At 44.3% G+C, this 15958-nt stretch carries 16 protein-coding genes; 9 read left to right on the top strand and 7 right to left on the bottom strand.

The window, feature by feature from the left end:
- From mlaD to ACUM5Y_RS11030, 3 genes are read right to left on the bottom strand one after another with little or no spacing between them, the layout of a single operon-like run.
- Entirely contained in the window at window positions 1-465 is a 465-nt protein-coding gene (mlaD, locus tag ACUM5Y_RS11040) for an outer membrane lipid asymmetry maintenance protein MlaD (RefSeq protein ID WP_445976931.1), read from the bottom strand.
- On the bottom strand, window positions 466-1248 hold the full coding sequence (gene mlaE, locus ACUM5Y_RS11035) for a lipid asymmetry maintenance ABC transporter permease subunit MlaE (protein WP_445976930.1): 783 nt from the start codon (window positions 1246-1248) through the stop codon (window positions 466-468).
- Window positions 1245-2048: an ABC transporter ATP-binding protein gene (locus ACUM5Y_RS11030; protein WP_445976929.1), complete on the bottom strand. Its 804-nt coding sequence runs from the start codon at window positions 2046-2048 to the stop codon at window positions 1245-1247. The genes mlaE and ACUM5Y_RS11030 overlap by 4 nt, the downstream gene beginning before the upstream one ends.
- A 172-nt stretch (window positions 2049-2220) precedes the next feature.
- On the opposite strand from ACUM5Y_RS11030, the gene ACUM5Y_RS11025 reads away from it, so the two are divergent.
- The 9 genes from ACUM5Y_RS11025 (at window position 2221) to yjgA (ending at window position 9190) form a co-directional block, all read left to right on the top strand.
- A complete protein-coding gene (locus ACUM5Y_RS11025; RefSeq protein ID WP_445976928.1) occupies window positions 2221-3177 on the top strand; it encodes a calcium/sodium antiporter in 957 nt (318 codons plus the stop codon).
- A gap of 5 nt (window positions 3178-3182) precedes the next feature.
- A complete protein-coding gene (gene lptC / locus ACUM5Y_RS11020; RefSeq protein WP_445976927.1) occupies window positions 3183-3764 on the top strand; it encodes an LPS export ABC transporter periplasmic protein LptC in 582 nt (193 codons plus the stop codon).
- The gene (gene lptA / locus ACUM5Y_RS11015) at window positions 3742-4242 is read left to right on the top strand and encodes a lipopolysaccharide transport periplasmic protein LptA (RefSeq protein WP_445976926.1); all 501 of its coding nucleotides are present in this window, start codon (window positions 3742-3744) and stop codon (window positions 4240-4242) included. Before lptC ends, lptA begins: the two co-directional genes overlap by 23 nt.
- Window positions 4243-4252: 10 nt before the next feature.
- Window positions 4253-4978: an LPS export ABC transporter ATP-binding protein gene (gene lptB, locus ACUM5Y_RS11010; RefSeq protein WP_445976925.1), complete on the top strand. Its 726-nt coding sequence runs from the start codon at window positions 4253-4255 to the stop codon at window positions 4976-4978.
- A gap of 76 nt (window positions 4979-5054) precedes the next feature.
- A complete protein-coding gene (locus ACUM5Y_RS11005; protein WP_445976924.1) occupies window positions 5055-6539 on the top strand; it encodes an RNA polymerase factor sigma-54 in 1485 nt (494 codons plus the stop codon).
- A gap of 19 nt (window positions 6540-6558) precedes the next feature.
- On the top strand, window positions 6559-7008 hold the full coding sequence (locus ACUM5Y_RS11000) for a PTS sugar transporter subunit IIA (protein WP_445976923.1): 450 nt from the start codon (window positions 6559-6561) through the stop codon (window positions 7006-7008).
- Between the two features lie 9 nt (window positions 7009-7017).
- Entirely contained in the window at window positions 7018-7287 is a 270-nt protein-coding gene (locus tag ACUM5Y_RS10995; protein ID WP_445976922.1) for an HPr family phosphocarrier protein, read from the top strand.
- A gap of 4 nt (window positions 7288-7291) precedes the next feature.
- On the top strand, window positions 7292-8644 hold the full coding sequence (gene mgtE / locus ACUM5Y_RS10990; protein WP_445976921.1) for a magnesium transporter: 1353 nt from the start codon (window positions 7292-7294) through the stop codon (window positions 8642-8644).
- 6 nt (window positions 8645-8650) lie between these two features.
- Window positions 8651-9190: a ribosome biogenesis factor YjgA gene (yjgA, locus tag ACUM5Y_RS10985; protein WP_445976920.1), complete on the top strand. Its 540-nt coding sequence runs from the start codon at window positions 8651-8653 to the stop codon at window positions 9188-9190.
- Between the two features lie 47 nt (window positions 9191-9237).
- On the opposite strand, the gene ACUM5Y_RS10980 is transcribed toward yjgA, so the two are convergent.
- Genes ACUM5Y_RS10980 through ACUM5Y_RS10965 form a run of 4 tightly spaced genes read right to left on the bottom strand, consistent with a single transcriptional unit; the run spans window position 9238 to window position 15953 of the window.
- Window positions 9238-10068: a carbon-nitrogen hydrolase family protein gene (locus tag ACUM5Y_RS10980; RefSeq protein ID WP_445976919.1), complete on the bottom strand. Its 831-nt coding sequence runs from the start codon at window positions 10066-10068 to the stop codon at window positions 9238-9240.
- Window positions 10068-13880: a YhdP family phospholipid transporter gene (locus ACUM5Y_RS10975; protein ID WP_445976918.1), complete on the bottom strand. Its 3813-nt coding sequence runs from the start codon at window positions 13878-13880 to the stop codon at window positions 10068-10070. The genes ACUM5Y_RS10980 and ACUM5Y_RS10975 overlap by 1 nt, the downstream gene beginning before the upstream one ends.
- 17 nt (window positions 13881-13897) lie before the next feature.
- Complete coding sequence (gene rng / locus ACUM5Y_RS10970; protein WP_445976917.1) at window positions 13898-15352, bottom strand: ribonuclease G; 1455 nt, start codon at window positions 15350-15352, stop codon at window positions 13898-13900.
- Window positions 15345-15953: a Maf family protein gene (locus tag ACUM5Y_RS10965; protein WP_445976916.1), complete on the bottom strand. Its 609-nt coding sequence runs from the start codon at window positions 15951-15953 to the stop codon at window positions 15345-15347. Before ACUM5Y_RS10965 ends, rng begins: the two co-directional genes overlap by 8 nt.
- Window positions 15954-15958: the final 5 nt, after the last annotated feature.

The following is a 15958-nucleotide window of genomic DNA, read 5'->3' as shown; positions in this document are numbered from 1 at the left end:
TTACTCCTCAGAATCGCCAGAATTGAACAGGAACTGGCTAATTAGGGTTTCTAACACCAAAGCAGACTGGGTATCGTATATTTCCCCGCCTTCAGTCAACACCTCTTCATCCGCACCTATGGTGATGCCAAGATATTTTTCACCCAACAAACCACTGGTTAAAATGGCCACTGAGCTATCTGTGGGAATATTGTCTACATCTGAACGAATATTCATGGTTACCAGCGCCATAAAGAGTTCTTTATCGAAGGTGATGGATTCCACATCCCCTACCGTCACGCCAGCGATACTGACTTTTGCACGATTAGAAAGTCCGGCAATATCATCAAAGCGCGCAACAACTTGATAGGTATCCTTATTATTTGAAAACCCCAAGCCACTGACCTGAACCGCCAGATAAACAAAGGCCGCCAATCCCAATACAATAAAACTTCCGACTAACAATTCCGTACGCTTACTTCTCATTTAAAAATCTCCAAACATAGCCGCCGTCAAAACAAAATCTAACGCCAAAATAGCCAATGATCCTAGCACCACTGTTCGCGTGGTCGCTTTACCAATCCCTTCAGATGTAGGAACGCATTCATACCCTTGATAAACTGCGATCCAAGTAACCGCAATGGCGAAGCAAACCGCTTTAATTAGGCCATTCACAATGTCAGTGTCAAAATGCACAGACTGCTGCATTAAGGACCAAAAAGCCCCGTCATGAACACCCAACCAAGCCACAGACACCACTAAACCACCAATGATGCCCACTGCAGAGAAAATCAAACTCAAAATTGGCATACAAATCACACCAGCAATAAACCGCGGGGCGATCACTCGACGAAGTGGGTCGACTCCCATCATTTCATAGCTAGAAAGCTGCTCTGTTGCTTTCATCAAACCAATCTCAGCCGTTAAGGAAGACCCTGCTCGACCAGCAAACAGTAAGGCTGTCACCACAGGCCCAAGCTCTCGCAACAAAGACAAGGCCAACAACTGCCCCACCGCATCCTCTGAGCCAAACTTCGCCAGTATGCTATAGCCCTGTAGCGACAACACCATACCAATGAAAGCCCCAGAGACAACCACAATCACTAGAGATAAGACGCCAACAGCATAAAGCTGCTTTATCAATAGGTTAATGGCTTCAGGCAACCTAACCGGCAGACGAAAGACACTTTGAAAAATAAAAATGCCCGCTTTGCCAACGGTTTCCAACCAATTTAGCGCACTGGCACCCAGCCCAATCACCTTGTTCATCGAGCATCTCCTAACGAGTTAGAAGCATCTGTACTTGCCTCCGGATAATGAAAAGGCACTGGACCATCCGGTTCCCCTTTAAGGAACTGCTGAACTCTTGGGTCATCTGATTCCAAAATCTGCACAGGACTGCCTTGTGCGACCACTCGCCCTCCCGCAAGAATGCAAACATGATCGGCAATCGATAAAGACTCCTCCACATCATGAGACACCAACACTGAGGTAATATCTCCCTGCTCATTTAACTTTCGTATTAGTTCTACCAAGACACCTTTAGAGATAGGGTCTTGGCCAGTAAAAGGTTCATCGTACATAACTAAGGCAGGATCTAAAGCAATAGCACGCGCCAAGGCCACGCGGCGGGCCATACCGCCAGAAAGTTCCGCTGGCATTAAACCTGCAGCACCCTTTAAACCAACGCTGTGCAGTTTTTCTAACACACGCTGTTTTATTTCGTTCGCACTTAGCTTGGTGTGCTCCTCCAATGGGAAAGCAACATTTTCAAACACAGACATGTCACTAAAGAGAGCACCACTTTGAAATAGCATGCCCATTTTTTTCCGCAACTCATACAAGTTTGATCGCGACAAAGTATGTACATTTTGACCATCCACTAAAATGCGTCCTTTATCTGGCGCCAACTGCGCCGCGATAAGACGTAGCAAAGTGGTTTTGCCGGTTCCACTCGGTCCCATCACCGCCGTTATTTTGCCCCGCGGAATTTGCAAACTTACATCATCGTAGATAACCCTATCGGCACGATAAAACTGCAACCCTTGCACTTCTATATACGCATCCATCTCAGATACACCTTAGATCCATGACTATTAGTGCCGAGATATTATCACTGCCCTGCCATAAATCCTATAAAACCCAGCAAGAACCCAATTTCTTGCAAAGATCAAGTCTTGAATTTACATGCCAAACCACATTAAATGTAACCTTCATTTATTCACGAGTTAATTCAACACCATGCTGCTGTTTTCTGCTGCTCTAATTGCCGGCTTAATCTTACTAGTTTTAAGTTCAGACAAATTTATCGAACACTCTGCACTGGTCGCAGAAAAACTCAACGTTAGCCCTATGATCATAGGGATCACGCTCGTTGCCCTGGGCACCTCCGCACCTGAAATGGTGGTATCCGCTATCGCCGCTATCGATAACGCTCCTGAAATCGCGATTGGTAACGTATTGGGTTCTAACATCGCCAATATTGCCTTGGTTTTTGGTGTCACCCTACTATTTTCCGCGATCCCAATTGCTAAGGGGCTATCTACTAAGGAAGTTCCTCTGGTACTTGCCATCACATTGCTGACTGGCGGGTTACTGCTTGATGGCATCCTAAGCTTTATTGATGGTGTCATTCTAATCATTGCTTTCGTTGTTATTTTGACCATTCTTTTAAAAGGCAGCAAAGACCTCGAAGAAGAACTGGCCAGTGAACTGCCTGAAGATGACGGCAGCCCTGTATTCAAGTCCGTCGTCATTGCATTTATTGGTCTTGCGGTATTAATTGGCAGCTCCAAGCTATTGGTTTGGGGCGCTATAGGCATTGCAACGGCTTTGGGTATCAGCGAACTGATTATTGGTTTAACCATAGTCGCCATTGGTACCAGCCTGCCTGAGCTGGCAGCGTCAGTAAGCAGCGTCAAAAAAGGCCATCATGACATTGCCATTGGTAACATCCTTGGATCAAATATATTCAACCTGGCGACGGTATTACCACTGCCAGCTCTTATTGCACCTGGCATAATTGATGACAATATATTGAACCGGGATTACCTTTGGGTTCTTGGCCTGACATGTGCACTTGCCGCTGCGGTATTCATATTCAATGGACGTAAAAACAAGAGCATTCCACGCTGGATCGGTATCCCTCTGCTGGCGTCATATGGTGTCTATTTATTTATGATGACAGTGGGCAACTAACTCAGATGAAAACCATCGAACGTACCGCCATTAAATACCTAATGCTGGCTATAGTTGTCATAGCTATAGCCGCGGTATTTTGGGGCGTAAATACTGGCCGGGTAGGCAACCTTGTAACAAGCGAATCACTCAGCACATCCCCAGACTACTTTATAACGAAAGTTAGAATTAAAGAATTTGATGCCAATGGAAAATTGATTGAGACCTTAAACGCTGAACAAACCCTTCATTATGTTAAAGATAAGAAAACGCTGCTTCAGCATCCCTATGTAGAGCGCCAAGCAGAATTGGGATCATGGAATGCCCAAGCAGACAAAGGCTCAATTGAAGATGGAAGTCGTGATATATTATTAACTGAAAACGCCAATGCCACAAAAAAACATATAAACTCTGCCGACATTACTTTGTCATCAGATACGATTCATTATTTGGACGAAGACGAGTCTTTAACCAGCTACGGTCATGCAAAGCTGTATTCCACACAAGGCACGACCACAGCAGAAACAATCATTGCCTATATCAACTCGGAAAAAGTTGTTATGACGCGTTCCGTAAGAGGACACTATGAACCTACTCCTAAAAATTAGCTCCATGTTCATGGCTGCTGCTATCAGCCAGCAAACATTAGCCCTTCCTGATGATACCCGCCAACCTCTTGACATACAGGCGGATGAAGCCTCTTTTGATCAGCAAACTGGGGAAGCCATTTACACAGGCAATGTGTTTATTACTCAAGGTTCAATCCAAATTGAAGCGGACTACCTAAAAATCAATACTGATTTAGCAACACAGCAATTTAATAAGCTTGAAGCTAAGGGTAAGCCTGCCAAATTCAGCCAGCAGATTGATCTCGAAGGCAACATGGTGATTAGCCAAGGCAACCAAATTCATTACTCAACGACTCTAGGCCGACTGGAGATCACTGGAGATGGCTACCTGAATCAAACCGACAACAAGGTTTCTGCCGATTATATCTTGTATATGGTGAACACTGGCGCCTTTGAAGCCAGCAAAAAAGGCACTGGTCGCGTCACTATGACATTACAACCTCAAACAGAAGAATAAAGAGAATGACATGGCACTTCTAGAAGCAAAACATCTCGCCAAGAGCTATAAAAAGCGCCAAGTGGTGAAAGATGTTTCTTTATCTGTTGAATCTGGTCAAGCCGTCGGTTTATTAGGCCCTAATGGCGCAGGCAAAACCACTTGCTTCTACATGATTGTGGGCATGGTGAGCAATGATGCTGGCGGTATTTTTATTGATGGTCAAGACATCACCAGTAATGCCATGCATACCCGTGCACAAAAAGGCATTGGCTACTTACCCCAAGAAGCCTCCATCTTTCGTAAAATGTCTGTAGAAGACAATATTTCCGCTATTTTGGAGACTCGCAAGGAGCTAAACAAAGCTCAGCAAGCAGAAAAGCTTGAAAGTTTGCTTGAAGAGTTTCATGTTACTCACATTCGCAAGAACCTCGGCATGGCCCTTTCCGGTGGCGAAAGACGCCGCGTAGAAATTGCTCGCGCTCTGGCAATGAATCCAAAGTTCATTTTATTAGATGAACCTTTCGCGGGTGTAGACCCGATTTCGGTGGGCGACATCAAGCTCATCATCAAGCATCTGCAAGACAGTGGCATAGGTGTTTTAATCACCGACCATAACGTACGAGAAACCCTAGACATCTGTGATAAAGCCTACATAGTCGGCAATGGTCATATCATTGCTTCTGGCGACGCGGAAACCGTTATCAATAATGAACAGGTGAAAAAGGTATATCTAGGCGACGATTTCCGCCTATAACCCCCTTATCATTATTGTTCAAAGAGAGTAGTATGCATAACTCGTTCCAATTCACCTATTTAGAAAGAGTTGCTTTATGAAGCAGTCTTTACAGCTTAAAATCGGTCAACAACTGACCATGACACCTCAGTTACAACAAGCCATACGCCTGTTGCAACTCTCTACTTTAGATTTGAAGCAAGAGATCCATGAATTTCTTGAATCCAATCCCCTGCTTGAAATTGACGACGATGAAAGCCCTATCGTCCAAACTACAACAAGCAGCGAAGAAAAAACGGATAAAAAAACCGAATCAGAAAACCCTGTTATCGAAGCTGAAGAAGCTCGCATTGAATCTGAATGGACGGATAGCATTCCTGAAGAGCTGTCTATTGATAGTAATTGGGATGACACCTATCAGAACTCGGCATCAATAGGCGAACAGAGTGGCTACGAAGGTGGCGACACAGATTTTGAAAGCCGCAATGCTCCTGATGAAAGCATTCAAGACCATCTCATTTGGCAGCTTAATCTAACCCACATGTCTGACCGGGACATTGAAATCGCTTACGCCATTATTGAATGTGTTAAATCTGATGGTTATCTGAGCATTACACCGGACGACATTTGGCAATCTCTAAGCCAAGAGCTTGAGGACCTAGAGTTTGATGAAGTCATTGCCGTGCAGCACAGACTTCAGCGCTTTGATCCGGTTGGTGTGTGTTCAATTGATTTAAGAGACTGTTTATTAGTACAACTGGAAGCTTTCCAGAATCACCCTCTTTATAAAAATACTCACAATCTAATTGATAATTACTTACCTCTATTAGGCAACCGCGACTTTACGCAGTTAATCCGTAAAACCAAGCTCAAGGAAGCCGCTTTAAAAGAGGTCATTGATTTAATTCAACAGCTTAATCCAAGACCTGGCTCTGTTATTGATCATGGCGATACCGATTATGTTATTCCTGATGTTTCGGTGAAAAAGGTGAATGATGTTTGGCAAGTGGAGCTCAATAACGACGCCCTGCCACCCGTCAAAATCAATGAAACTTATTCAGCCATGGCGAGCACAGCCGTCAACACGGAAGATGCCACCTACATTAAGACCTCTTTGCAAGAAGCAAAATGGTTCATAAAAAGTTTACAAAGCCGTAATGAAACTTTGTTAAAAGTAGCCAGCTGTATTGTAAACCGCCAAATTGACTTTTTTGAGCTTGGCGAAGAAGCCATGAAACCTATGGTATTGCATGATGTTGCAGAAGAAGTCGGCATGCATGAATCAACCATTTCCCGTGTGACAACGCAGAAATACATGCACACGCCAAAAGGTATTTTTGAGCTTAAATACTTTTTCTCCAGCCATGTAAATACAGCCTCAGGTGGTGAGTGCTCTTCAACCGCCATCCGAGCCATGATCAAGAAATTGGTGGCGGAAGAGCCACCTAAGAAACCACTGAGTGACAATAAGCTGGCGACAACGCTAGCGGACCAAGGCATTCAAGTAGCGCGAAGGACTGTCGCCAAATACCGAGAGGCGATGAACATCCCTCCTTCCAATGAACGAAAACGACTGATTTAAGACGGATGTGACCTTTATCATGCCATTGAAATCACTACTAAAAACTGAGTTGTGTTTTGCCAAACAAGACATAGTGAGTAAAAAAAGAGTTTTAGAGAACCTAGCCAGCATTGTTTCGGACCGCTTACACTGTGAAAACAGCGCTGTTTACGATGCTCTTTTAGGGCGTGAAAAACTAGGCAGTACAGGGGTTGGTAACGGTATCGCCATTCCTCATTGTCGTCTTGAGTCAGCTAACCATACGGCAGTTGTCGTCTTGTCCCTCAACGAAGCGATTGATTTTGACTCCATCGATAGAAAGCCTGTGGATTTGATTTTTGCCTTAATTGTACCGCCACATGAATGTGACCAGCATTTATCAACGCTGGCGAAAATTGCCGAAATGGCGCAATCTTCAGAAACCCTAGACAAACTTAGAGCGGCGAAGACTGACGAAGAATTGTTCAACACGTTCCACTCTTTATTATAAGGAACAGCCATGCTTGAAGAGACAGTTACCATTATAAATAAGTTAGGCTTGCATGCTCGTGCCGCCGGCAAGCTTATTGAAACAACGTCTAGATTTTCATGCGACATCACGATTGAAAAAGATGGCCGCAATGTAGACGGCAAAAGCATTATGGCCATGATGATGCTAGCGGCCAGTAAGGGCACTCAGATCAAGATTAAGACCAACGGTGAAGACGAAGCTGAAGCCTTAAAAAGCGTTATTGAATTAATCAATAATCGTTTTGACGAAGACGAGTAGACTCATGTCTGAGCAATCCATGTTAACTCATCTGCAAACGGTTTCGGACTCTCTTGAGTCCGGTGCCACCATGCAAATACGTTACCTTCTGAACGGGGCCCTACCCGCACAGGACGTTGCTCGCCTTTTAGAATCCTCCCCACCAAAAGAACGTAAACTCCTATGGGAGCTTATCGATTCCGAAAACGAAGGTGACGTCCTTCAATACCTAAGCGAAGACATAGGTGTCCAATTCCTAAAAGAGATGGATACAGAGCGCTTAGTGGCTGTCTCTGAACACTTTGAAAGTGATGACCTCGCCGATTTACTCCAACATCTACCAGAGACAGTTGTAAAAGAAGTTTTGGCCTCTATGACGGCCCAAGACAGAACTCGAGTCGAAACACTATTAAGCTACTCTGAAGACTCGGCCGGCGGCCTGATGAACACGGACACCATCACAATTCGTCCGAATATCACTCTGGATATTGTATTTCGCTATTTGCGACGTCATGAAGAACTGCCAGACATGACTGACAGCCTATTGGTGGTAAGCCGCTCCGATCGCTTACTCGGCTCTCTCCCCATCACCAAATTACTGGTGGCCGATACGGACTTAACCGTTCGCGATGTTATGGAAACAGAAGACGAAGTGATTTACGCCGACACACCTGTCAGCGAAGTTGCGCAACTGTTTGAAAAAATGGACTTGGTTTCTGCTCCCGTTGTTGATAAAAACACCCATAAGTTATTAGGTCGTATCACCATTGATGACGTGGTGGATGTTATTCGAGACGAAGCAGAGCACTCCATGTTGAGCATGGCAGGTCTTGATGATGATGAAGATACCTTCTCGCCTATACTTAAAACTACCAAGCGTCGTGCAGTTTGGTTAGGCATTAACCTGATCACAGCCTTCACTGCCTCTTATGTTATTGGCTTGTTTCAGGACACTCTCGACCAAGTTGTCGCCCTAGCGATCTTAATGCCGATTGTCGCCAGCATGGGGGGCATTGCTGGCTCCCAAGTACTCACCCTAGTAATACGGGGTATCGCTCTCAACCAAATTGGCTCCACCAACACCCGCTGGTTATTAAACCGTGAGCTCATTGTTGGTTTGATTAATGGCTTACTTTGGGCCACGGTTATTGCCGCCCTAACCGCCTTATGGTTTGACAACCTCAAAATTGCCTATATCATTGCGGGCGCAATTATTATAAATCTCTTGTTTGCTGCAACAACAGGCACTCTTTTGCCCATTTTACTTAAGAAAATGGGCATCGACCCAGCCTTAGCAGGCAGTGTTATTCTGACGACAGTGACTGATGTGGTGGGATTTTTATCTTTCCTCGGTCTCGCCACCATTTTTTTAATATAGGTTCCCATGACAGACTTTGATCAATTTGAAAACGAAGAAGATATCCCTAAAAGCAAAACCCAGATCAAGCGAGAAGTGGAAGCGCTACAAGATTTAGGCAAAACCTTACTTGGGTTGAGCAAAAACCAACTTAAAAAAGTGACCATGTCTGATACATTGCGTGAAGCCTTTGCTGAAGCCGACCGCATCAAACAGCGTGAAGCCATGAGACGTCACCTGCAATATATCGGCAAAATCATGCGTACCGAAGACCACGAGACCATTTCTCAGCAAGTGGCCTTATTTGACACAACCTCTGCCGCTTACAATAAGCTGTTTCATCAACTTGAACACAAACGTGATGCATTGATTGGTGAAAATTCAAAAGAAGAGCTATCAAAATATCTGGACGAACATCCAAATTTGGAAGAAATTCAGCTTTTACGTCAGCTGATCCGCCAATCTCAAAAAGAAGTCGAGAATGGCAACAAGAGCAACACCAACCGTAAAAAACTCTTTAAACTGATTCGTGAAATCGAAGAAACCAAGTTAGGTTTACGCGGTTAAATCCCCCTTCCAACAAAAATGCCCTAAAGATTCCTTTAGGGCATTTTTTACATTCTTCTATGACTCAGACAAGGCATTTTCCCTCGTACCTCGGTTAACACCTGACGATCAATACGATAAATAAAGTAACCGGGCTTCTCCTCTAGCATGGCTAAACACTCACCATTTGGAGAATACAGACTACTGTGGCCATAAGTCTGGCGTAATTCATTATGCCAACCACATTGGTTAACTCCTAATACATAGTATTGATTTTCGATCGCTCGAGCCGCCAGCAAGGTATTCCAATGGGCTTTACCCGTTACATAAGTGAAGGCAGCAGGAACAACCACCAGTTCAGCCCCTAGCACTGCAAGCTCACGGTATAATTCAGGGAAACGCAGATCATAACAAATGCTTAAGCCCAGTTTAAAGCCATCCACTTCAACAACTTGTAATTGAATTTCTCCAGGCTCAATAAAGCTAGACTCACGGTAGGAGGCGGCTTTATCGTCTACCTGAACGTCAAATAAATGAATCTTGTCATAGCATGTTATGAGTTCACCCTTTGGACCAAGCACCCAGCAACGCTGACGTACACGGCCCGACGCCACGATTTCTTCATCGGGTCTTGTTAGGCTTGGGTGAGAGCCAATCACGATATAGACAGAATGTTCTTTGGCCAATTCAGCAACCGCCTCTAAAAGCAAATATTGCTCCTGAGACGCCGCCATTTCGCGCATTCGTTTACCATTAAATAAAAATACATTTTCAGGTAACACAATAAGCCTAGCGCCATCTTTTACCGCAGCAAGCAGCAGGCTCGTCACATTATCAAGGTTTTCACGCCAATCCGCCACACTGGTTAACTGAATCGCCGCCACCACTAAACTGCTCATCAATCATTCCTTTTCTTAGATTGCGTCGGCTGATATTTAACTTGCGTCATCACCGGGTTATCAAAGGTTCCGGTTACGTCATAACGTACACTGGTTACTTTAGATATTTGACTGCCGAACAACCTATCTGTGATAAACAATAAGCCTGCAATTTGAGGTGTCCCCCACAGCAAACCCGCCAATGGCAAAGTACCAGAAATTGGGAAGCTCGCTGTCATTCGCTCATTGAGGGTTTCTTCTACAATATTAGCACTGCCCTCAACAAATAATTCGGCGGTAGGCGAGATAATGGTGACTGGTTTAGTAGTCGTTAATAAGCCTTTATATATGACCATATCACCCGTAAAACTATCGTAACTCAACCCTGGCTCATAAACGTCGGTAAAATCGAGGGATAATCGGCGACTCAAAGCCCCTACATTAAAAATCCCTAACACTTTTAAGAAGGCAGGTAACTCTTCAATCTGAGTAAAACTGCCATTGTCGGCCGCAAAGCCGATACGTCCTGACAGCGACGGCCGATCAAAATGAAAAGGATGACCTTGCCAACTTAGCACCACATTGATGTCATAATTTTTTGAGGTCACAAAAGGCTTATCCGAGAACTTTTGTGTCAGCTCGGCCAAATCCTTACCTTTAACCCCAAGGGTCAACTCAACATTGGATCGATCCTCTTGGTCTTGCCAAAACAAACTACCATCGAACTCACCGGTCTTAAGTTCGGAGCTAATTGAGGTTAACCTTACCCTATTCCCTTCTCGTTGTATCTTGGTACTCCAGTCACCATAAGGGCTATTATCAATATAGAGCTGGTCGATAGACAAGGTCATATTCGGAATTTGTGCTGACCGTACGAATGGCTCGTTATCACCCTCTTCCGTATCTTCTTTAGACAAATTCCAGCTGAGAAAGTCAAAATGTAAGTCTGGACCATAGTCTTTTTGTGTGAGTTCGAAGTTCATTTCATCTGAACTAAAACGTAAACCTTGATTTATGGGGTAACCAAGCTTGGCATTATGGAGAGTGTTGTCTTCGTTGATGACCAAGGCATCAATAATAATGTCCATCTGAGAAAGCCACTCAGGAATATCAAGGATAGAGGCCTCTTGATCCGTCACGGCCTCACCCTCTTCATGGTAAGCAATAAAGGCATCAACGATTTCTTGCCAAGCAGAAATATCTAGATACTTGACTTGGCCAATAACTTTTAAGCCATTAGGGATGTTTGAGTTAAAAGACTGATCCTTATTTAGCAACACCTCACCACCGACAAGCTCGCTATCACGGAGCAACAATCGGCTGCGAACCAAGCCGCCAAAATCATCATCAATGACCATGTCATCGTTATGCTGCATTAACTTAAAGCTATAGTTTACAGGCTGATCTGCCGACTTACCGATCGGTGTTGGAAAATCGATATTCGCGCCAACAAGATCACTGGTGATGGACATATCAAATTGATCTTGTTGGGATTTATTTATCGCCAATTGCCCCTGATAGGAAACTTTTCCGGTCAACTTTTGGGCGATTAGTTCTGGAAAAGGCACTATTGACCAATTAGCCACTGAACTCACATCGACTTGACCAGATAAATCCCCTTCAATAACAAGAGTTTCGTCATCAGCACTATTAGAGCTTAAGGTTAACTGCGAGATCCCCCCAAGGGTTGAGACATCAAACGTACTGTCATAAATCCCTTGCGAGGAGTCATAATTAAAACGTCCGGCCTGCACAGTCGTCGCGAGGTCAAGCTCCCCTAGATAAACATCATTCTTTGCAAAGTCTAGGGCCAACTTAACCCTAGGTGACACGTCTTCACTAAAAGGCACTGAGATATCTAGATCACCAGCGATTTCCCCCTGTATCTGCCACTCTTCAAAAGGCGATAAAATATCTTCAGCAAGAGGTGTATGCTGCAAATGGTCTAAGATAACAGGCGCTTGATCCTTAACATGCCCTTTAATATTCATCCAAGTGACCCCGTCTTTCACAAAAGGCACACTAAGAGCGATGTTCTGCACTTTGAGGTCACGCATCTTAGCGGAGGAAACATTAATGTGGATACCTTGTTGGTCTAGATCAAACTTACCAGTTACCTGTTCGGCCTTGGGCCAATTAGGATCAAAAGCAATTTGTAGATCCTTAGCCTCAATTTGCAAACGCACATGAGGTGAACTTCCCTCCACCAGCTCGCTGTGCACCATAAGATCAAGATTAGGCACTTTTCCCGGAGACTTGAATGCAGTATCTATCCAGTCAACTATGTCATCATCCAAAGCACCTTTCGGTAAATAAGTAAGTCGATCCTCTAAATCAAGGTTCTTTGAATTAAGGTCGAGCGCAAACCAATCGTTTGCTTCCGGCTTTATCTCTAAACGGAAACCGCCATTCACTTCCGCTTGATTACGCTTTAGATAAAGGTCACTACCATTAACAATAAAGTAATCACCTTGCTGCTGCCATGCCACATGGCCTTTGAGCTTTTCGGTAGGCCAAGCTTCGTCGTACAAGGTATCAAAGGCAATAACACTTTCTTTCCCCTGTAAATCTATATAGCCGTCTCTATCAGAAAGACTAAAAATAGCATCTATCTTGTTGGCTTGAGGGATTCCTAAATAGCCACTTATCGAGGCATCTTGAAGGTTACTTAAATACTGAAATGCCCATTCCTCCGTTTCTTTCCAAATGGTTAAACTGGCATTTTTCGCCGTACCATGAGGGGATAAACCAGATAGAATATCGGTAGCTGTCCACTCAGGCTGTAAAAACTGCAAACCTATTCTATTAGCAGCCGCCATATCAATTTGGTCAAACTTTAAAGTGCTACGCCCCGAAGTAGAAGACCAATCGAAGGATATATTGGTGGCCTGGTCCGTCAGCAATACATTATTAACATCGACTCTAATATGAGGTTTTTTGGCGCTATATTTCGCTTTTATAGACGGGGAAAGGCTGTATTCATCACCATTTTTAAAGGCTAGATCAAGCTGAGAGGACTCTAGCTGAATGGAGACATCTTTACCGACCAAGAAGTCCAGCCAAAGATCCCCACCCAATTGCACCTCCGCCAGTGTAGGAACTTGCTCAAATAGAGAAAGGCTAGAAGGTAATGGCGTTTTAGGAAGATGCAATGCCATCTGCATACGATAGTCATCAAACAAACTTAACGAGCTAGAAAGCTTAGCATCAATCGTAAAGGCTTCAGGGTTATCATCAAGGTACATTTCAGCCGTCAGCAATGATTGATTCTGCTGCTGGAATATATCCCCCTCGGGAATATTTATGGCATGTGTACCCAACTCTTCACTGTCAATTTGAATGGTCGCATTAAGAATGGATAGGTATTTCTGTGTCGCCAGATATCCCAACACCCGCTCAGCGCCGACACCCGCATTATCACTTTGTTTACTCAAAGCGCCTTTCAGCTGCCATTGTCCCTGCCGCTCCTGCAGAGCCACTACGGGTTTGACAAAACGTACGTAAGTGAATTGAGGCTTTAAGGTAAGCAGGGATTTGATACTGTCGAGCCTGACTCTAAGCTCATCAATAGATACTAACGTTTGGCCATTGTTTTCAATTAGTAAGCCTTCCACTGAAACGGTAGGATCAAGACCTTCAAGCTGGCCATCAATGCGTTTTAACGTGACCGGATAACCGGTAATTTGTGAAAGGTTGTTTTCTATTTGAGGTCGATAATAATCTAGATAAGGTAAGGCATGCTTAATGCCGTAAGTGAGCATAGCTAGAGTAGCCGTAAAAACCACGGCTAACCAAAAAATCACGATGATCAACTTGCGCAACAGCAACATCATCTAGCTCCGCTCTCCTACTATCTTAAGACTACATCGTATTGATCTTGCGTATATACCGAATCTACTTGGAAACGAATGGTTTTGCCAATAAAGGCCTCAAGCTCTGCCACGGACACGCTTTCTTCATCTAAAAAGCGCTCAACCACAGCCACCGACGCCAACACAGTGTAGGTTTGTGAATCATAGGCCCTATCGGCTCGTAAAATCTCTCGAAACACTTCGTAGCATACTGTTTCAGGGGTTTTTACTAAACCACTACCGCGACAAGAGCGACAAGGCTCACACAAGGTTTGCCCCAAACTTTCACGAGTACGCTTACGGGTCATTTCCACCAAGCCTAACTCTGAGACCCCAGTGATTTTTGTTTTTGCGTGGTCTTGATCAAGAACCTTTTCAAGCATGCGAAGAACTTGACGTTTATGTTCTTCGTCTTCCATATCAATAAAGTCGATGATGATAATTCCGCCAAGATTTCGCAACCTAAGCTGTCGACCAATGGCCGTCGCTGCCTCTAGATTCGTTTTGTAAATTGTTTCCTCTAGGTTACGACTCCCCACAAAGGCGCCTGTATTGACATCAATGGTGGTCATCGACTCGGTTTGCTCCACCAATAAATAACCACCGGACTTAAGCTGCACCTTGCGATCCAAAGCTTTATGGATTTCGTCTTCCACACTGTATAGATCGAAAATAGGACGCTCGCCTGGGTAATATTCAATACTATTGGTTAGCTCAGGAATAAAATCTTCCGCAAAAGTACGCAGCTTAGTGTAATTTTCTTTCGAGTCGATGCGTATTTTTTCAGTCGTTAAACTGACCAAATCTCGCATGGTGCGAAGATGTAATGGCAAATCTTCATAAATAACAGAAGGAGCCTTGGCCGTTTTAATGCGTTTTTTGACAGACTGCCATAGGCGCGTCAAAAACTTAATATCGGCCAGTATTTCTTCTTCTCCGGCACGCTCAGCGGCCGTTCGTAAAATATAGCCATTATTCTCATCCGCTTCTGTCAATGCATTGGATACTAGAGACTTCAAGCGCTCCCTTTCTGCCTCATCCTCTATACGTTGGCTCACTCCAACATGGGCTTGATCTGGCATATAGACAAGATAACGAGAAGGTATCGACAGGTGGGTTGTTAAACGAGCCCCCTTGGTACTAATAGGGTCCTTGGTGACTTGCACAACTAGAGATTGCCCTTCACGAAGGTAATCCCCTATTTGCTCGCTTGGATTTACCGCGTCTCGGTCAACCACTTCTGACACATGGATAAACGCCGCCCTCTCCAAGCCAATGTCCACAAAGGCAGCCTGCATGCCTGGCAATACCCTAACCACCTTGCCTTGATAAATATTACCGACAATGCCCTTACGGCTAGAACGTTCAATGTAGACTTCTTGCAACACGCCATTCTCTACAAGGGCAACGCGAATTTCCATGGGGGTGACATTAATTAATACATCTTCACTCATGGCACATTTCCTCTAGAGATTGAATTCCAAATTGGGTTAATAATTGTGAGGTTTCATACAAGGGCAAACCAACAACGGCAGAATAGGAACCAGACATGTGAGTCACAAACAAAGCACCTAAACCTTGGATGGCATAGGAGCCAGCTTTATCAACAGGTTCACCCGAACGCCAGTATTGCTCAATTTCAACATCCGATATTGAGCGGAAAGACACTTGCGTCACGATATTTTCAGCCACTAATTGATCTAGGTTCTGATCACACAGGCAAACAGACGTCATGACTTGGTGAGAACGACCAGATAGCTTGCGTAACATGATCTTGGCTTCAGCCAAATCTTGAGGCTTTCCTAAAATTTCACCCTCAATGACGACAGAAGTGTCTGAGGCAATAAATACTGTTTTTTGAGCCACGCCATTGGTTTGCTTGTAACGCTCTAATGAAGCCCTGGCTTTTTCCTTAGCCATACGTAATACATAAGCTTCGGCGGCTTCACCCTTTATAGGCGTTTCATCTATATCTGCTGGCAAGACATCAAAGGAAGGGACGATTAGAGACAGCAGTTCTTTTCTTCTAGGTGACGCTGAAGCTAAAACAATCATGTTTA

Source organism: Marinomonas dokdonensis (assembly GCF_052747885.1).
This window is presented reverse-complemented; position numbering and strand designations above follow the sequence as displayed.